Source organism: Campylobacter sp. 19-13652, assembly GCF_019702925.1.
GTDB lineage: Bacteria > Campylobacterota > Campylobacteria > Campylobacterales > Campylobacteraceae > Campylobacter_A.
Genome location: NZ_AP024713.1, coordinates 1,690,074 through 1,706,675, shown reverse-complemented (window position 1 = coordinate 1,706,675; position 16,602 = coordinate 1,690,074). Strand labels below are relative to the sequence as shown.

The window sequence follows — 16,602 nt, the reverse complement described above, 5'->3', positions numbered from 1 at the left end:
CATGGGCGCTCGTAGCTCAATTGGATAGAGCGACAGACTTCGGATCTGTAGGTTATGGGTTCGACTCCTATCGGGCGCGCCACTTTATGAGATATGCGCTCATAGCTCAGCTGGATAGAGCAACGGCCTTCTAAGCCGTAGGCCAGAGGTTCGAATCCTCTTGGGCGTACCACCTTTTTTATGCGGTTGTGGTGAAATTGGCAGACACGCCAGACTTAGGATCTGGTGCTTCACGGCGTGGAGGTTCAAGTCCTCTCAACCGCACCATCTTTTTAAATTTTTTATTTCTATACTAATTTAGATTTTAAAATTTTATTTTGTATATTTTTATAATTTTTAAAAATATCTCTTTCTAATTTCAAATTTTAATATTAGGTAGTACTTTATTTGATGAGTTTTTGCAAACAATCATGAAAAACGCATTCTTGCTTAGTTAAGCGTGGGCATGCTTTTTGCTAGCAAAATTTATTGAGATTGTAGGCTGGTTGAACTTTTGTCGCAGTCTTTCAGGACTTAAGTGCAGTTTTGCGTAAAAACAACTTCATCGCATCGTTTATTAAGAGCTAATTGAATGAGTATTCCTCGTCCATGCTTTAATAAATTCAAGACATAGTAAAAATATAACTATAATCTCTAGCTTAATAAATTCCAGGCATATTTAGTTATCCTGTAATTTAGCGGCATAGCCTCTTAAAATATAGCATTTTTGCGTGTATGCCAGAAATTCTAAGTGCGAATAAATTTAAATATTTTATAACGTAAAGGGCTAAAGTGCAAAGAGTTTTAACTAAGCCAAAAATCTAAAATAAAACTTAAATATAGCTCTTGCAGTCTACATAATTTTGCCAACTTTTATCATCTATTTTGGCTGGTTTTTGTGAGTTTTTTATGGCGCCACTAAAAAATTGCTATGAGTAAATGTGTTAAAGCCCAATATTAGCAGAAATAAAGCCATTATTTTAGCCTTGTGCGTGGTTAAATTTTTGCTTTTTATGTTATATTAATGCGATAAATTTAACTTAAAGGATAAGTATGAGAGCCATTTTGCTAGGCGCGACTGGGGCTAGCGGCGGTGTGCTTTTGCGTGAATTATTAGACGATGCGAGTTTTACGAGCGTGAGTGCTTACACCCGCCGCCCGCTTGAGATAAAACACGAAAAATTGCAAAATCACGTCATAGATTTTGATCGCATTTTAGAGCTTGAGCTTTTAGGGGCTGACGTACTTTTTAGCACACTTGGAACCACGATAAAAGACGCAGGTAGCAAGCAAGCTCAGTATAAAGTCGATGTTACCTATCAGCTTGAGTTTGCCAAAAAGGCGCATGAAGCAGGCATTCAGACCCTTGTGCTGCTTAGCTCTGCTGGGGCAGATGAGAAATCTTGCGCCTTTTACACTCGCATTAAAGGCGAGCTGGAGGAAGCTGTAAAAGATCTTGGATTTAAAAGCGTGTCTATTTTTCGTCCTAGCATTTTACTGCGCGCTCATAGGCTGAGGCTGGGTGAGAAAATAAGCCTATCCGTGCTTAACTTTTTTAATAAATTTGGGCTATTTAAGCGCTTTGCGCCTCAGGATTTGACTAATCTTGCAAAGGCTATGATTAAAGCGAGCAAGAGTGGAAAAACAGGCGCGCATTTGTATAAATTAGATGAGATAGACGCAATTTTGGATTAGGTTTTTGTGGATTTTATTGGCTAAATTTGCTCTATTTGCGCTTTTTGGCTTAAATTTGTATTTTAAATTTGATTCTAGCCAGTGATTCTGTGGCTTTAAAATAATGTTTTTTATGGAATTATTGGCTTAGTTTAACTATATTTTATGTTAAAATTTTAAAAAATATTTTAAATTTATTAAGCTTTTATATTCCATAGCTTAAGGGTAAAATGCGCACAATCAGCCTTTTGTGTTAATGATATGAAGCATTGATAAACTCAAGCGCATTGTTAAGATTTTAGAGTTTTAGAGTGCCACAATAAAGTGTTAAATTAGAGTAAAGACTGCTAAACCAAATTTAAAGTTATCAAAACCATGCCTTAAATTTTGCAAAAATTACCAAATAAAGCCTCTTAAAATTCTAACCCAAATAGCACTTTATGGCACTTTTGCACTCCAAAAGCGTGCCTGTAAATTTGCCTTTAAACTGCCCTTTATTAAACGTCCGCTGGCGTTTGGCTAGCTGTGCGGTGTGCGTGCTAATAAGCTCTGATAGCTCGTCTGCGCTGCCTATCTCACCACGCAGGTACTCGCCGCACTCCTTTAGCCCGATTGAACGAAGCGACTTTAGGTTTTGGTTATAGCGCGCAAATAGCCCGCGCGCCTCCTCTATTAGCCCAGCCTCTAACATCTGCTTTGTGCGCGTTTTTATCCTCTCTCTAAGCTCATCTTTTTGCCAGAGTATGTCAAAAACCTCAAGCTCTTTAATAATCGGAGGGCGCCTGTTTTTGGCTAAAAACTCGCTTGGCACCTCCTCTGTAAATTTATAAATCTCCCACCAGCGATAAAGCCGATAGCTATCGCTTGGGCTAAATTTGTTCGCCCACTCGCTATCCACGTGCCTTGCTGTGGCATAAATCTCATCTAGGCTTGGCATGTCGCTCTTTGCTATTTTGGGTACAGCTGGGCTAAGTCCTTCGAGCATGGACTTTAGGTAAAATCCGCTCCCACCAGTGATAAAAAGTGGCGCATTTAGCCTTTTTGCCTGCTCTGCTGCGCTTTTATAAATTTTAAAAAACTCCCCAGCGCTAAACTCCTCATCAGGGTTTATTAGATTTATGCCAAAATGCGGCACAAGCCCCAGTTCATCGACGCTTGGCTTTGCGCTTGCGATGTCGATTTGCTTATAAATTGCTAGGCTATCAAGGCTTAATATCACTCCGCCAAACTCGCAAGCAAGCTCTATGGCTAGCGCGCTTTTTCCGCTTGCTGTGGTGCCTATTATGGCGATTTGCGTTAGGTTTTGCAAGCCCTCTCCTTGGTTTTTAGCTCGATTTTACCCAAAAAATTTGAATTTAAACCAAAAAACGGTAAAATTAAACCTTATTAACGGAGTAAAAATGCAAAAAATCATCACTACTTTGCGCGACCTTGGCGAGCTTATTGCGTTTAAGCACTCCATTTTTGCGCTGCCTTTTATATTTATTGCTATGCTTGTTGCCTCTTTTTTGCAAAGTGGCTCTGCGTGGTTTGGCTTTAGGCTTTTAGTCCTTGGCATACTTTGCGCGGTGAGTGCTAGAAACTTCGCCATGCTTTTAAACCGCTACCTAGACCGCGATATTGACGCGGCAAACGAGCGCACCAAAGACCGCCCTAGCGTCGATGGGCGAGTGAGCGGGGCGACTATTTTTATTTTTACTGTGTCAAATGCTTTGATTTTTATTCTCTGTTCGTGGGCGATAAATTCGCTAGCTTTTGCGCTTAGTGTGCCGTTTTTGGCGGTTCTTGGTGGATATTCGTTTTTTAAGAGATTTTCATCTAGCGCACACATTATTTTGGGGCTTTCTTTGGGGCTTGCTCCAATAGCTGGGGTGGTAGCTGTGAGTGCTAGTATACCGCTTTGGGCTGTTTTACTGGGGCTTGGGGTGCTGTTTTGGGTGGCTGGATTTGACCTGCTTTACTCGCTTCAGGATATGGAATTTGATCGAAAGGCTGGGCTTTATAGCGTGCCTTCAATTTATGGCGAGGCTGCCACGATGGCTTTATCTCGGCTCTTTCATGCTTTGACTGTGCTTTTTTGGTTGCTTTTTGCATGGGCGGCAGGGCTTGGTGTAGTGGTGTATGCTGGAGTGGGCGTGAGTGCTGTGATTTTGTTTTTTGAGCACCGCATAGTAGCGTGTGATTTTACAAAGATAGATAAGGCGTTTTTTACGCTAAATGGCTGGCTTGGGATTATATTTTTTGCCTTTGTGCTTTGGGGTGTTTTGTGAGTATTCGGCTTGTACCAGCTATGCTCGAGGTATGCCTTGAACTTGATGCAGTGGCAAAGGAGCAGCATTTAATGGAATATAACTCTCTAAGCTTTAGTGAGGAAGACCCCCTTGGTGCGTGGCTAAAGCGAGCAAGGGCAAAGGGCGAGACAAAAAATACTGACGAGGTGCTTTTAAATTTACTCGTGCATTTACACCGTAAAATAGACGTCCTAAGTGAGGCTGTAAGCGGCGTAAAACGCGAGTTTAAAAGCCTTGCAATGAGCGCTATTATCAATGAGGTGGGCTTTGAATATGTGGGCTTTGGTGATGAAATTTTAAGCGTCGATGAGAAGTATTATATGCGCTTTGAGCTTCCTGTCTTTCCAAAAAGGCAGATTGCCATGTATCTTAAAGCCTGTGATAAGAGGGTGGCTAAAATCGAGCTTATGCATGATGATGACGTTTCAGACTGGGACGGATTTGTAGCAAGCAAAGAGCGCGAGATGATACGCATGATAAAAAATGGAGGATAGTATGCAGGCTATTTTGATGGTTGGTTTTGTGGTTCTTTTGGCGATATTTTTTGCGCTTTTAGTGCTTAGAGATAAGGAAAATAGCGCTAAATTCAGGCACTACGAGGGTGCGATAGAGTCTTTAATGAGAGAAAATTATGAGCTAAAAAAGCGTATAGAGACGCTTGCAAAAGAGGCAAATAGCATAGATATAGACCGTGTGCAAATCGAGCTTGAGGAGTTTTTAGACGCTAGATTGCGTGATAAAACTCTGCCTATGCTGGCCACTCTTCAGGAACTAAAGCAAAAAATAAGCGAGCAGCAAAGTGAGCAACAAAACCGCATAAACAGCCTAGAGGAGCGCACTCGTGATTTTAGTAAGCTCACTCCGCCTACACCCCAAAGCGAGAGCGAGCTAATCCTAGCGCAGTACCGAAGTGGCAAGAGCGTGGAGATGATAGCAAAGGATATGCAGCTTGGCGTAGGGCGTGTTGAGTTTGTGCTAAAGATGAGTGGTATAAGTCTGGCTTAAGTGTTTATATAAAAATTTAATTTAAAAATAGCGCGCCAAATTTCAAGCGCGATTAAGACAAATACAGTATAGTTTGGCATTTATTTTACGATATAAAAAGGGAGAAAATGCTAGTTGATGGGCATGGCAGGGTTGTTGATTATCTGCGTATTTCTGTAACGCAGCGTTGCAATTTTAGGTGCAAATACTGCATGCCGACCACTCCTTTTAGCTGGGTTCCTAGGGAGAATTTGTTAAGCTTTGAGGAGCTTTTTGAATTTGTTAAAGTAGCCATTGACGGCGGAGTGAATAAAATCCGCATAACTGGCGGAGAGCCGCTTGTGCGAAAGGATCTTGAGAAATTTATAAAAATGATATCAGGATATGCTCCAAATATTGACCTGGCAATGACCACAAACGGCTTTTTGCTAGCTCCAATAGCGGATAGACTAAAGGCCGCCGGGTTAAAGCGGCTTAATCTTTCTTTAGACACCTTAGTGCCAGAGCGCGCCCTAAATCTCGCGCAAAAAGATGTGCTTGCTAGCGTCTTGGCTGGGTATGACGCAGCGCTTAAAGCTGGCTTAAAAGTCAAGCTAAATACCGTCGCTTTAAAGGGTGTAAATGATGATGAGCTTATAAGTTTGCTTGAGTTTGCGCGAGAAAATGGCTCACAAATCCGCTTTATAGAATATATGGAAAACTCCCACGCCGATACCGAGCTAGTGGGGCTAAAATCTAGCGAAATACTGGCTATAATAAGCCAAAAATATAAGATAAAAAACATAGACAAGCTCCCAAGCGCACCAGCCACGCTTTACGAGCTTAGCGATGGGTATAAATTTGGTATCATCGACCCGCATAAGCACGATTTTTGCGAAAGTTGCAATCGCATACGCCTAAGCGCTGAGGGGCTGCTTATCCCTTGCCTTTATCACGAGGATGCCCTAAGTATCGCAAAGGCTATGAGGGCTAGGGATATTGAGGCGGCTAAGCAAATTCTAGCTAAGGTGCTGGCTAATAAGCCAAAGGAAAATCGCTGGAGCGTGGGAGCGGAGAATGAGACCTCAAGTCGAGCTTTTTACCACACTGGGGGCTAGCTTGAGTGGCAAATTTAAAGCTTTAAATTTGATTTTAGCCCCCACGCCCCAAGCTAAGCTAGGGCGTGCAAAAATTAAGCTTAAGGATAAAGGTGCTACAGGTAGTTGAGCATTTTTTAAGCATTCAGGGCGAGGGCGCGGCGGCTGGCAGGCTGGCTGTTTTTATCCGCCTGGCGGGGTGCAATCTAAAATGCCAAGGATTTGGCGTGAGCGCTAAAAGCCCCAAAACTGGGCAAAGCCTAAGGGGCTGCGATACGCTTAGAGCCGTGGCGGTAGGGCATTTTGGCTTTTTGCGTCTTAGTGCGGACGAGCTAGTAGGCACAGTGCAGGAGTATGGCAAGGCAGCTAAGCCCATAGTCGTCATCACTGGCGGAGAGCCGTTTATCCAGCAAAATAGGGCGGAGTTTGCTAGGCTGCTTTGGCTGCTTGATGAGCTGGGCTACGAGATACACTTTGAAACAAACGCCACTATCACGCCAGATTTTAAGACCTTGGCGGTGCTAAAAAAGTGCCACTTTGCTATGAGCGTAAAGCTAGCCCTTAGCGGCGAGAGCGAAGCTAGGCGGATAAATAAAGACGCCATTAGAACAATCGCTGCTAATGCAAAGGGGGCGGCGTTTAAATTTGTCCTTTCAGGCAGGGCGGATGAGCTAGAAAATGAGCTAGCCGAGGTGGCACGAATCGCCGCTATTTCGCCCACTACGCCAGTGTGGCTAATGCCGCTTGGGGCAAACAAAGCCGAGCTAGAACGCCACGCTCCAGCCGTGGCAGCAGCAGCGATAAGGCTGGGATATAACTACACCGACAGGCTTCACATAAGGCTTTGGAACGATAAGGAAGGGGTGTGAGATGATAATACGAAAGATGTTTAAATTTGAAAACGCACACATAGTCAGGGACTGCACGTCTAGGCGGTGTCGCACGTCCATACACGGGCATAGCTACCGAGTGGAGGTGCTGCTAGAAAGCGAGTGGCTGGACAATGCGGGGATGGTTTATGACTTTGGGCTGATGAAGCGCGGTATAAAGACGCTAATTGACGGCTTTGACCACGCTACGACTATCTGGGCAGGGGACGATAGCGAGTATATTGCGGCGGTTAAGCAGTTTTCAAAACGCTGGGTGAGCGTGCCTGTAAATCCCTCGGCCGAGCAGTTTTGTCGGATATTTTTCGTGCTGATTGATGAGCTTTTAAGCCTAAGCGTAATGAATAACGGAGAGCGTGGCGTGCAGGTGCAAAGCATCATCGTGCATGAGACGGATACTGGCTATGCGCAGTGCTTTCGCAAAGACGCATATAACGCAAATATGGGCGTTATAAAGCCCGCTGATATTGTCTTTTCGCCTGAGATTATTGCTAGCTGGGATGAGCCTGAGCTATTAGAGTGGATAGTGCAGAAAAGGGAAATCGTAAATCCTACTGACGTTTAGTCAGCTCGTCTCGTGAGCCCTTTTTTACAAACTTCGGGGCTCACATACTATTAGTATGCTTCGCCCATCGCCAGCTACGTGCCAAAGCACTCGCTGGCTCTTGGTTTGTAAAAAATCATCTCACGATACTTCGCATTCTGACGTTTTTTTATTTTTTTGGTTTTTGCATTCTCTAGCGAACTTCAAATTTAAGCCCATTCTAACAAAGGGGCTAATTATCGCTAGCCAGCTCCTGCCATAACGGCAGGGCTGACCCTTGGAGCAACCTTACTTTTTAATAAAATAATCCAGCTTCTAGCCTTTTATATTTACCATCCATTAAGCAATTTCTAAGCAGGGCAAGATAGAATAATCGCAAACTCATTAGCTTTAAATTTAACCCAAAGGATAAAAATGAAAAAGTTAGTTTTGTTTGCCCTTGTGGCTGGTTTTGCTTTGGCTGAAAATTCGTTTTCGCCAAAATTATTGGAAATAGTTGATGCTTATGATGCAGAAGATTACAAAAAAGCTTTTGAGCTAGCTAGCAAGCTTTGTGATGACGAAAAGGCTTCAAAAACTTATAGAGCTGTGGGATGTGGCTTTGTAGCAGGGATTTATCAAAACGGCAAAGTAGTAAAGCAAGATGATGAAAAATGGCTAAATTTTATAAAAAAGCTTGCGATTTAGCTCCAAATGAAGGTTTTGCTTCATTTGCCTGCTACAATACAGGTGTTACTTATGACTATGGAAAAGATGGCTTTAAACAAAGCAGAAAAGAAGCAGCTAGATATTATAAGCTAGCTTGCGATAATGAAAAGGAGCCAAATTATATTTCTTGCTATAATTTAGGGCTTCTTTATTATGACGGCGAGGGAGTTAGGCAAGATATGGCAGAGACAAAATATCTATACAGCTTAGCTTGTGATAATGATATTAAAGAGGCTTGCTATAATCTAGGCATTGCCTTTGAGCAAGAAAGAAATCTCTTAAAAGCCAAAGAATACAAACAAAAGGCATGCAAGCTTGGAATTTCTCAGGCTTGCAATTTATAAAAGATTGCTTTTAATCTCAATCTAAGCACCTGGGGCTAGCAAAACCAGCAAGCCCTAAAAATAGTCAGAGAAAAACCAGTCAGAGCAAAGCCAGCCAGCCCCTGCGGCATAAGAGCCGATGCGAGCAAGACAGGGGGCTGGGGCGTGCTAGGACCTAGCGAGTATGGTGCGGCTAGGGCTATGAGCGCTAGCGAGGTGGCTGATATGGTGGCTAGCTTTGCCAATGCAGCTAGGCTGGCGCTTTTGGCTGGCTTTGATGGGGTGGAGATACACGGAGCAAACGGCTGGCTTATACAGCAGTTTTCTCGGCTAAATTTAACCGCAGAGACGATGAGTGGGGCGGGGATTTGCCTAGGCGGCTTCGCTTTGCTTTGGCGATTGTGGATGCTATTAATGATATGCGTAAAAAGCAGGGCAGGAGCGATTTTATTATCGGCTATCGCTTTAGTCCAGAAGAGCCAGGCGAGCTTGGGCTTAGTATGAGTGATAGCTTTGCTTTAATAAACGAGCTGGTTAAAAGGCCTTTGCAGTATCTGCACGTATCGCTTTGGGATTTTTACAAAAAGGCTAGGCGTGGGGCTGATAGCACTCGTGCCAGAATGGAGCTTTTGCACGATAGGATAGGCGGGCGTATGCCTTTTATAGGCGTGGGAAATCTTTATGAGGCTGATGAAATTTTAAACGCATACGAAACTGGCTGGGCGGAGTTTATCGCCATTGGTAAAAGCGTAATGCTAAATCCAAATTTAATAGAGCTTATAAAATCAGGCAACGAAAGCCAAATCCAAAGGTGCTTTGACTGGGATAGAGCCGATAGCTATCGCTACACCCCAGCTATGCTAGAAGGCACACGCATAGGCACGGACTTCTATCCGCCGTCAAAACAATACGGCATAAGGTATAAAAGCTATTAAGCACTTAAGCTTTCCTACAAAGCGTGGCGTGCTGCTAGATGGCACTCTTTTTTGCAGCGGGAGCAAAAAAGCTGTTTTAATCGCCATAACAGGCGTGCACGGCAACTTTTACTCAAACCCCTTTTACGAGCATATAGGCGTGGCTTTAATGCAAAACGGCATAGACTTTATCTATGCACAGACAAATGACGCCTTTTCGCAAATCAATACTCACAATGTCCGCACAAATCGCTGCGAGCTAATAGGCTCGTTTAACGAAGACTTTGCCCACAGCGACGAGGACATAGACGCTTATTTAAACTACGCAAAAAAGGCTGGCTATGAGCGCATTTACCTAGCAGGGCATAGTCTAGGGGCCAATAAAATCATCGCCTATTTATCCTCTCATCAAGACGCTGGCATAGAGAAATTTATACTAATAAGCCCTGCTCAGCTAAGCTATCTAAGGCAGGGCGTAAGCCAAGCCCAAAGGCAGACGATAAAGCGATATATGAGTGAAAATAGGGGCGATGAGATGCTTGAGTTTGAGCTTTTTGGTTGGCTACCTTGCCTGGCTCGCACGGCATATGGGTGGGTCTTTTCTGATAAGCTTGATAACGCCCACTCCGATATTGGTGCTGATTTTAGTCAGATAAAAAGCATAAATCACTCTGGGGCTATCATAATAGGCACGCTTGACGGCTTTAGTCAGGGTGATGGCGAACATTTTATAAGGCTAATGGCAAGCCATATCAAAAACGGCGCTAGTGTGGGGCTTATTAAGGACGCTAGGCATAATTTTATGGGTAAGGAAAAGGAGCTTGCTAGCGAGATTTTGCAGATACTAAAAGGCTGGGAGCTAGATTTTGCTTAGATTAAATTTACCACAAGGTGCTTTTTAAAAAGTCTTTTTTTATGGTAGTACCTCCTATCACGCTGAAGCTAGCATAATGATAGGGCTAAATTTATAAGTTGGCTTTTGGGATAAATTTAGAGTGAGTTTTTAGTGTGTTGGCAAGCCCAAAAAGTAGCTTACCCTAAATTTAGCCTACTTTAGCCTTGCTATCATCTCGATTTCGACCTTTACGCCCTTTGGCAAGTCCCTAACGGCAAAGGCTGAACGCGCTGGAAAATCGGCACTAAAATAGCTTGCAATATGCTAAAGCTCTAGCTTTGGGGGCAAGCTAAACTATGCTAAAGCTTGCCCAGCGGCTAGTGGTGCAGGCTAGGAATACTTATCTAAGCCTTGCTATTATCTAGGTTTTTGCTCCCCTAATGCTAAAGGCTAAATGACTTAGAAATTTAAACCAACAAATTTGCACGGCTATATTATCGCTATCCTTACTCCTTTGGGGCTTTGCTTAGTGCGGGCTTTACGCCTTTATCAAGTGCGCTTACGCTTTTTATCCTGGCCTTGCCGCTCTCGCTCACCCCAAGCGTTACCAAAGCACCGACACTTGCTAGCTCGCGCTCAAGCTCCTTTGCCTTTTTTACCGGCACAAAAAACGCCTCAATGCCAAAAATTGGCTTTGAAAATGCCCCCATTTCGCCACTTAAAAACAGCCCAGAACCAGGCTTTTGCGTCGTAATGCTTTCAAATTTATAGCCGTTTGCCCCAGCCCTATTATCTGGCACAAGCGGGGCATAAATTTTTGTCCCAGCGGCAATTTGCTCTTTAGAAAGCAAATTATCATAGCCAAGCCTTACGTAATTTCCCCGCAAAAGATCTCTGGGATCTACTGGACGGGCGATGATGGTAATTTCTCGCCCAAAAATAAGCGGCATAGCTGAGATAGCATACATCCCAAGAAGCACTAAAATCTCAAGCACGCAAAGCGCTAGACAAATTTTAAAAGCTCTCATTTTGCCCTCCTAAAAAGCACCAAAACAGCCCCGGCCACCGCTAAAAATATTAAGCTTGTGCCAAGGTAGCCATATCGCAGCGTGAGGTATTCGCTAACCGCCACAGCTAAGATTAGCTTAGCCCCCAGATAGATATTTAGCTTGCCCTTAGTCATTATCGCTTTTAAGCCAATTAGCACAAAAAGCAAGATATTTATGCCGCCAATTGCAAGCGGACTAAGCCAGCGGCTAGCCCCAAAACCAAGCGCTAAAAGATAAAGCGCACTTGCGCCCAAAATCCACCGCCGCTTTTTAAGAGCTATTGCCACACTGGCCGCACAAAGCACCAACAAAATAGCCCACCAAAACGGCTCTTTGCCCACGTTATTAAAGAGTGCATAATTATCAAAAGAGGCAAAAAATTGCCACAAAAACGCCACGAATGTGCCTACAATCGCACTCACCTGCCCTATCGCCGAGCCATAAAAAACAAGCGCTAAAAAGAGGCTAGCAGCCAGATAAAGCAGCGTAGCCTGCGTCAAATCGCCAAAGGTGTGATAGCTATAAAGCGCAAAAATAAAATTTAAAAAAGCCCCCACAAAAGCCCCAAGCCAGCCGCTACGCCCTTTAAAATACCAAAATGCTCCCACCGCTAAAAATACGCTCCAAGCGGGTGAAAATGAGTCATAAATCATAAATTCCATACCCATATACACCCCAGCAAGCACGAGCGAGAGCGCCACCTGCTCCGTCCAGCCAAAGATCGCCCCAAAAGCAAGCGGTGCCACCGCCCAAACCAGCACGCCATCGCTCATATGCTCGCCCAAATTAAAAATCTGCGCGACAAGAGTAAGCGCCGCCCCAAAGAGCAGATTTGCCAAAAATAGCCACGCCCTAGCGAGCAAAATCTGCTCACGACGCAGACAAAATAGCCCCACGCCCTGCACCCCAGCAAGCACGGCTAGCACCACGCCAAAGCGGGCTAAAAGCGCCATTTCGTCCCAGTTGTGAGCGATAAAAAGCAGTGCCGCCCCAAAGGCAAAAAGCGAAGCGATAATGCGCACGGCAAGATAGAGCCTGCTAGGGCTTTCGTATCTTGATTTTAGCTTGGCGGCTAGATTTTCGTCGATTAATCCTTCGTTTTGCCAGATTTTTATCTGGTTTTGCATAAATTTAAAATTATTCATCACTTGCCTTTTTTGATTTTTTAAATTCTAACAAAAAGTGCATTTTAAGTTCATAAAAAAGCTTAGAGATTAAGCAAAATACGCTATAATCAGCCTTTTAAATTTAAATTTGGAGCGAGTAATGCAAGATAGATTTGAGCTAAACGCAAACCTAGCGCAAATGCTAAAAGGTGGCGTGATAATGGACGTAACCACGCCAGAACAAGCCCGCATAGCCGAAGCCGCAGGGGCTGTGGCGGTAATGGCACTAGAGAAAATCCCAGCCGACATACGAGCAGCTGGCGGCGTGGCTAGGATGAGCGACCCAGCGATGATAAAGAGCATTCAGGCTGCGGTGAGTATACCAGTGATGGCAAAGGCACGCATAGGGCATTTTGTCGAGGCTCAGATTTTGCAGGCCATTGAGATTGATTATATCGATGAGAGCGAGGTTTTAAGCCCAGCTGATGACGTTTTTCACATTAACAAGCGTGAGTTTAGCGTGCCTTTTGTCTGCGGCGCAAAGGATCTGGGCGAAGCGCTAAGACGAATAAACGAAGGTGCGTCGATGATCCGCACAAAGGGCGAGCCAGGCACGGGTGATGTGGTGCAGGCGGTGCGTCATATGCGTGCGATGATGTCGGCAATACGGCGTGTGCAGGCGATGAGCGAGGACGAGCTGTATCACGAGGCAAAGAGCCTAGCCGTGCCGTATTCCCTGCTAGAATATGTGCATAAAAACGGACGCTTGCCGGTGGTAAATTTCGCCGCTGGTGGCGTGGCGACGCCTGCTGATGCGGCGCTGATGATGCAGCTGGGGGCTGAGGGCGTGTTTGTGGGAAGCGGCATATTTAAATCGGGCGACCCAGTCAAGCGTGCGCGTGCGATAGTGCAGGCGGTAACGAATTTTAACGACCCAGCTGTGCTAGCTGAGATTAGCGCGGATCTTGGCGAAGCGATGGTGGGCATAAATGAAGATGAGATTAAGCTTTTAATGGCGGAGCGAGGCAAGTAATGATAAAAGTGGGCGTGCTAGCGGTGCAGGGCAGCTTTGCCGAGCATATCGCTATGCTAGAGCGTATTGACGGCAGAGCCGAGCGTGTGGGGCTATCATCTACGCTCTCTCCTGCTGGGTTTAAATTTGATAGCTTTGATGATGGGGCGAGTCTTCAAAAATCTAGCCCTTCAAAACGCCCACGCAGTGCTGATTTGGCTGGTTTAAATTTAAGCCAGTCAAGCCAAAGCCCAAGCGCCCCAGCCTTTAACGACCCTAGCCGCCCAAGCCCGCTCTCTCAAAGCTCTAATGAGCCAGCCCCAGCCGTCCAAGACCCCGCCACAGGGGCGGATAAATTTAAAGGGCGGCTTGATATACGCCAGATCCGCCAGCAAAGCGACCTAAAAGGCGGCTTTGACGCACTCATTTTCCCAGGTGGGGAGAGCACGACTATGGGCAAGCTTTTGCGTGAGCTGGGGCTTTTTGAGCCGCTTCGTGAGATGATTAAAGGCGGCGTGGGGGCGTTTGGGACGTGTGCTGGAGCGATACTGCTAGCAGGGCGACTTGTGGGGGATAGCACGGTGCATTTTGGCTTGCTTGAGGCAAGCGTGCAGCGAAACGCCTACGGACGCCAGCTGGGTAGCTTTACCTGTGTGAGCGAGTTTAAGGGCGTGGGAAGCGTGCCGATGGTCTTTGTGCGTGCGCCTGTTTTTGCCGATGTGGGCGAGGGCGTGCAGGTGCTATCTGTTGTGAATGAGCGTATCGTGGCTGTTAGGCAGGATAATATGCTAGCCACGTCATATCACCCAGAATTAACAAGAGATGAGCGAGTGCATAGGTATTTTTTAGAAAGTCTTTCTCTGGGGTGAAAGCCAGCTCGTCTTTTCGCCTTATACTGCGTTGGTTTTTAAATTTACTCGGTCACATACTATCAGTATGCTCCCGTCGTAAATTTAAAAACCGCCTTTGTCTAAGACGAAAATACTTCGCATTTTTGGAGTTATTTTTTGATTTCTTACACTCTTTTAAATTTAAGCCCATTCTAACAAAGGGGCTAATTATCGCTAGCCAGCTCCTGCCATAACGGCAGGGCTGACCCTTGGAGCAACCTTACTTTTTAATAAAATAATCCAGCTTCTAGCCTTTTATATTTACCATCCATTAAGCAATTTCTAAGCAGGGCAAGATAGAATAATCGCAAACTCATTAGCTTTAAATTTAACCCAAAGGATAAAAATGAAAAAGTTAGTTTTGTTTGCCCTTGTGGCTGGTTTTGCTTTGGCTGAAAATTCGTTTTCGCCAAAATTATTGGAAATAGTTGATGCTTATGATGCAGAAGATTACAAAAAAGCTTTTGAGCTAGCTAGCAAGCTTTGTGATGACGAAAAGGCTTCAAAAACTTATAGAGCTGTGGGATGTGGCTTTGTAGCAGGGATTTATCAAAACGGCAAAGTAGTAAAGCAAGATGATGAAAAATGGCTAAATTTTATAAAAAAGCTTGCGATTTAGCTCCAAATGAAGGTTTTGCTTCATTTGCCTGCTACAATACAGGTGTTACTTATGACTATGGAAAAGATGGCTTTAAACAAAGCAGAAAAGAAGCAGCTAGATATTATAAGCTAGCTTGCGATAATGAAAAGGAGCCAAATTATATTTCTTGCTATAATTTAGGGCTTCTTTATTATGACGGCGAGGGAGTTAGGCAAGATATGGCAGAGACAAAATATCTATACAGCTTAGCTTGTGATAATGATATTAAAGAGGCTTGCTATAATCTAGGCATTGCCTTTGAGCAAGAAAGAAATCTCTTAAAAGCCAAAGAATACAAACAAAAGGCATGCAAGCTTGGAATTTCTCAGGCTTGCAATTTATAAAAGATTGCTTTTAATCTCAATCTAAGCACCTGGGGCTAGCAAAACCAGCAAGCCCTAAAAATAGTCAGCCAAAAACCAGCCACACCCAGCTGTTTTAAATTTACGCTAGTGTGCCATCTCATCGTCCAGGACAAAGCTGGTAAAACCCCTTAAAACAAATTAAAGTCCTGCCAAATCTCACCCCAAAAGCCCCCATAAATTTAAATTTTAAACAAAATCTGCTACAATCTCGTTTTAAACTAAAGGAGAGCAAATGAGCGAGCATTTAGTCCCGCTTTACACATACACTTTGCCTTATCACGTGGGCTTTGCGCATGCTATGCTAGGCTGTGCGGTGCTTTATCTAGTGATCACGCAGCTAGCGTACAGGGCGCGCAACTACTCACTTTATGTGCGCTACTACCTGCCACTTTATCACACTATCATCGCATGTTCTATTTTTACAGGCATTATTATGCTGGCGGCGTTTGAGTTTAGGCTAAGCCATAAAAGCGCGGTTATGGTGCTAGTAGCTGTGCTGCTTATTGGCTCAAGCGCGGCTGGATATGCTAGGCTAAAGCGCTATTTAAGGCTAGGCGAGCGGGATAAATTTAGAAAATTTGCGCTAATAAAAGGGATTTTAGACATAGCTTTAATCCTAATAGCCTCAAAGGCCTAGGCGTGAAATTTATGTACCACGAGTGCGCGGGCGATGAGAGAGTGGGCTTTGATGCGGATATGCTATCGCATATAAAAGCTCGTAGGATGCGTGAGTCTGAGCGGCTTGAGATGAGAAATTTAAAAGACGAGTGCGTCTATATTTACGAGATTAGGCAGCTTAGTAGGCGAGATGGCTTTGCTGAGCTTGTTTTTACATCGCAAAAGCCTGTGATTAAGAGCGGATTTTGCCTAGCGTGGGCGGTGATTGACCCAAAGAGCGTACAAAAGGCTCTGCCTGCGCTTAATGAGCTTGGCGTGGAGCGCATAAGCTTTATTTATTGCGATTATTCGCAGAAAAACTTCCGCCTTGATTTTGATAAGCTTGAGCGTATTTGCGCGCTCTCAAGCCAGCAGTGTGGGCGCGAATATTTGATGAGTTTTGAGCTTTATGAAAGCCTTGATAAATTTATCGCTTCGCACGAGAATGTGGCACTGCTTGACTTTGGCGGCGAGGCTTTGGGGGCGCATGCTGGAGGCTTTATAGTCGTTGGTGCGGAGGGTGGTTTTAGCCAAAGAGAGCGTGAGCTAGTTAGGCAAAAATATTCGCTTAATACGATTAGTATATTGCGCTCTGAAACCGCTGCGATAGCGCTTGCGGCGAAAAGTTTAGCCTAGGCTTGATTTTTTAAGTTTATTTTAGTATAATC

The 16,602-nt window shown here is 44.5% G+C and carries 19 protein-coding genes, 3 tRNA genes and 2 pseudogenes; 20 read left to right on the top strand and 4 right to left on the bottom strand.

Annotated features, from left to right (window positions below; translation table 11 throughout):
- Window positions 1-5: 5 nt before the first annotated feature.
- The 4 genes from LBC_RS08250 (at window position 6) to LBC_RS08235 (ending at window position 1,674) form a co-directional block, all read left to right on the top strand.
- Window positions 6-82 (top strand) — tRNA-Arg (locus LBC_RS08250).
- Window positions 83-95: 13 nt separating this feature from the next.
- A tRNA-Arg gene (locus LBC_RS08245) sits at window positions 96-172 on the top strand.
- Window positions 173-182: 10 nt separating this feature from the next.
- Window positions 183-267, top strand: a tRNA-Leu gene (locus tag LBC_RS08240).
- A 765-nt stretch (window positions 268-1,032) separates the two neighbouring features.
- Window positions 1,033-1,674, top strand: a complete 642-nt coding sequence (locus LBC_RS08235) for an NAD(P)H-binding protein (protein WP_221253960.1) — start codon at window positions 1,033-1,035, stop codon at window positions 1,672-1,674.
- Window positions 1,675-2,074: 400 nt separating this feature from the next.
- Here LBC_RS08235 and miaA read toward each other — a convergent pair whose 3' ends face one another.
- Entirely contained in the window at window positions 2,075-2,962 is an 888-nt protein-coding gene (gene miaA / locus LBC_RS08230) for a tRNA (adenosine(37)-N6)-dimethylallyltransferase MiaA (RefSeq protein ID WP_221253959.1), read from the bottom strand.
- A 91-nt stretch (window positions 2,963-3,053) separates the two neighbouring features.
- On the opposite strand from miaA, the gene mqnP reads away from it, so the two are divergent.
- The 10 genes and pseudogenes from mqnP to LBC_RS08175 all read left to right on the top strand — a co-directional run bounded on the left by mqnP (window position 3,054) and on the right by LBC_RS08175 (window position 10,254).
- A complete protein-coding gene (gene mqnP / locus LBC_RS08225; protein ID WP_221253958.1) occupies window positions 3,054-3,923 on the top strand; it encodes a menaquinone biosynthesis prenyltransferase MqnP in 870 nt (289 codons plus the stop codon).
- Window positions 3,920-4,438 carry a hypothetical protein gene (locus LBC_RS08220; protein WP_221253957.1) on the top strand — a complete coding sequence of 173 codons (519 nt, stop codon included), beginning with the start codon at window positions 3,920-3,922 and terminating at the stop codon, window positions 4,436-4,438. The genes mqnP and LBC_RS08220 overlap by 4 nt, the downstream gene beginning before the upstream one ends.
- A 1-nt stretch (window position 4,439) precedes the next feature.
- The gene (locus LBC_RS08215) at window positions 4,440-4,949 is read left to right on the top strand and encodes a DUF6115 domain-containing protein (protein WP_221253956.1); all 510 of its coding nucleotides are present in this window, start codon (window positions 4,440-4,442) and stop codon (window positions 4,947-4,949) included.
- 107 nt (window positions 4,950-5,056) lie between these two features.
- On the top strand, window positions 5,057-6,025 hold the full coding sequence (gene moaA, locus LBC_RS08210) for a GTP 3',8-cyclase MoaA (RefSeq protein ID WP_221253955.1): 969 nt from the start codon (window positions 5,057-5,059) through the stop codon (window positions 6,023-6,025).
- A gap of 92 nt (window positions 6,026-6,117) precedes the next feature.
- Window positions 6,118-6,873, top strand: coding sequence for a 7-carboxy-7-deazaguanine synthase QueE (locus LBC_RS08205; RefSeq protein WP_221253954.1), 756 nt, complete (start codon window positions 6,118-6,120; stop codon window positions 6,871-6,873).
- A 1-nt stretch (window position 6,874) separates the two neighbouring features.
- The gene (locus LBC_RS08200; RefSeq protein ID WP_221253953.1) at window positions 6,875-7,456 is read left to right on the top strand and encodes a 6-carboxytetrahydropterin synthase; all 582 of its coding nucleotides are present in this window, start codon (window positions 6,875-6,877) and stop codon (window positions 7,454-7,456) included.
- 393 nt (window positions 7,457-7,849) lie between these two features.
- Window positions 7,850-8,122 (top strand): hypothetical protein, encoded by a 273-nt coding sequence (locus tag LBC_RS08195; protein ID WP_221253945.1) that lies wholly within the window; start codon window positions 7,850-7,852, stop codon window positions 8,120-8,122.
- Complete coding sequence (locus LBC_RS08190; protein ID WP_221253944.1) at window positions 8,089-8,487, top strand: tetratricopeptide repeat protein; 399 nt, start codon at window positions 8,089-8,091, stop codon at window positions 8,485-8,487. The genes LBC_RS08195 and LBC_RS08190 overlap by 34 nt, the downstream gene beginning before the upstream one ends.
- 180 nt (window positions 8,488-8,667) lie before the next feature.
- A pseudogene (locus LBC_RS08180) lies at window positions 8,668-9,401 on the top strand (hypothetical protein).
- Between the two features lie 28 nt (window positions 9,402-9,429).
- Entirely contained in the window at window positions 9,430-10,254 is an 825-nt protein-coding gene (locus LBC_RS08175; RefSeq protein ID WP_221253950.1) for an alpha/beta hydrolase, read from the top strand.
- A gap of 174 nt (window positions 10,255-10,428) precedes the next feature.
- Here LBC_RS08175 and LBC_RS08170 read toward each other — a convergent pair.
- The 3 genes and pseudogenes from LBC_RS08170 to LBC_RS08160 form a co-directional block, all read right to left on the bottom strand.
- A pseudogene (locus tag LBC_RS08170) lies at window positions 10,429-10,533 on the bottom strand (Rid family hydrolase); the annotation flags it as partial.
- Window positions 10,534-10,721: 188 nt separating this feature from the next.
- The gene (locus LBC_RS08165) at window positions 10,722-11,243 is read right to left on the bottom strand and encodes a GDYXXLXY domain-containing protein (RefSeq protein ID WP_221253949.1); all 522 of its coding nucleotides are present in this window, start codon (window positions 11,241-11,243) and stop codon (window positions 10,722-10,724) included.
- On the bottom strand, window positions 11,240-12,409 hold the full coding sequence (locus LBC_RS08160) for a DUF2157 domain-containing protein (RefSeq protein ID WP_221253948.1): 1,170 nt from the start codon (window positions 12,407-12,409) through the stop codon (window positions 11,240-11,242). The genes LBC_RS08165 and LBC_RS08160 overlap by 4 nt, the downstream gene beginning before the upstream one ends.
- Before the next feature lie 121 nt (window positions 12,410-12,530).
- On the opposite strand from LBC_RS08160, the gene pdxS reads away from it, so the two are divergent.
- The 6 genes from pdxS to LBC_RS08130 all read left to right on the top strand — a co-directional run bounded on the left by pdxS (window position 12,531) and on the right by LBC_RS08130 (window position 16,570).
- Window positions 12,531-13,403 (top strand): pyridoxal 5'-phosphate synthase lyase subunit PdxS, encoded by an 873-nt coding sequence (pdxS, locus tag LBC_RS08155; protein ID WP_221253947.1) that lies wholly within the window; start codon window positions 12,531-12,533, stop codon window positions 13,401-13,403.
- Entirely contained in the window at window positions 13,403-14,251 is an 849-nt protein-coding gene (pdxT, locus tag LBC_RS08150; RefSeq protein WP_221253946.1) for a pyridoxal 5'-phosphate synthase glutaminase subunit PdxT, read from the top strand. The genes pdxS and pdxT overlap by 1 nt, the downstream gene beginning before the upstream one ends.
- Before the next feature lie 367 nt (window positions 14,252-14,618).
- Window positions 14,619-14,891, top strand: coding sequence for a hypothetical protein (locus tag LBC_RS08145; protein ID WP_221253945.1), 273 nt, complete (start codon window positions 14,619-14,621; stop codon window positions 14,889-14,891).
- The gene (locus LBC_RS08140) at window positions 14,858-15,256 is read left to right on the top strand and encodes a tetratricopeptide repeat protein (protein ID WP_221253944.1); all 399 of its coding nucleotides are present in this window, start codon (window positions 14,858-14,860) and stop codon (window positions 15,254-15,256) included. The genes LBC_RS08145 and LBC_RS08140 overlap by 34 nt, the downstream gene beginning before the upstream one ends.
- A 253-nt stretch (window positions 15,257-15,509) precedes the next feature.
- Window positions 15,510-15,914 (top strand): hypothetical protein, encoded by a 405-nt coding sequence (locus LBC_RS08135; RefSeq protein WP_221253943.1) that lies wholly within the window; start codon window positions 15,510-15,512, stop codon window positions 15,912-15,914.
- Window positions 15,915-15,925: 11 nt separating this feature from the next.
- On the top strand, window positions 15,926-16,570 hold the full coding sequence (locus LBC_RS08130) for an RsmE family RNA methyltransferase (RefSeq protein WP_260173476.1): 645 nt from the start codon (window positions 15,926-15,928) through the stop codon (window positions 16,568-16,570).
- The last annotated feature ends 32 nt before the right edge of the window (window positions 16,571-16,602 follow it).

Coding starts and splice junctions, on each gene's coding strand:
- LBC_RS08235 (WP_221253960.1), top strand. CDS start 1,033: ATGAGAGCCATTTTGCTAGGCGCGACTGGGGCTAGCGGCGGTGTGCTT.
- mqnP (WP_221253958.1), top strand. CDS start 3,054: ATGCAAAAAATCATCACTACTTTGCGCGACCTTGGCGAGCTTATTGCG.
- LBC_RS08215 (WP_221253956.1), top strand. CDS start 4,440: ATGCAGGCTATTTTGATGGTTGGTTTTGTGGTTCTTTTGGCGATATTT.
- moaA (WP_221253955.1), top strand. CDS start 5,057: ATGCTAGTTGATGGGCATGGCAGGGTTGTTGATTATCTGCGTATTTCT.
- LBC_RS08200 (WP_221253953.1), top strand. CDS start 6,875: ATGATAATACGAAAGATGTTTAAATTTGAAAACGCACACATAGTCAGG.
- LBC_RS08195 (WP_221253945.1), top strand. CDS start 7,850: ATGAAAAAGTTAGTTTTGTTTGCCCTTGTGGCTGGTTTTGCTTTGGCT.
- LBC_RS08190 (WP_221253944.1), top strand. CDS start 8,089: ATGGCTAAATTTTATAAAAAAGCTTGCGATTTAGCTCCAAATGAAGGT.
- LBC_RS08165 (WP_221253949.1), bottom strand. CDS start 11,243: ATGAGAGCTTTTAAAATTTGTCTAGCGCTTTGCGTGCTTGAGATTTTA.
- LBC_RS08160 (WP_221253948.1), bottom strand. CDS start 12,409: ATGAATAATTTTAAATTTATGCAAAACCAGATAAAAATCTGGCAAAAC.
- pdxS (WP_221253947.1), top strand. CDS start 12,531: ATGCAAGATAGATTTGAGCTAAACGCAAACCTAGCGCAAATGCTAAAA.
- pdxT (WP_221253946.1), top strand. CDS start 13,403: ATGATAAAAGTGGGCGTGCTAGCGGTGCAGGGCAGCTTTGCCGAGCAT.
- LBC_RS08145 (WP_221253945.1), top strand. CDS start 14,619: ATGAAAAAGTTAGTTTTGTTTGCCCTTGTGGCTGGTTTTGCTTTGGCT.
- LBC_RS08140 (WP_221253944.1), top strand. CDS start 14,858: ATGGCTAAATTTTATAAAAAAGCTTGCGATTTAGCTCCAAATGAAGGT.
- LBC_RS08135 (WP_221253943.1), top strand. CDS start 15,510: ATGAGCGAGCATTTAGTCCCGCTTTACACATACACTTTGCCTTATCAC.
- LBC_RS08130 (WP_260173476.1), top strand. CDS start 15,926: ATGTACCACGAGTGCGCGGGCGATGAGAGAGTGGGCTTTGATGCGGAT.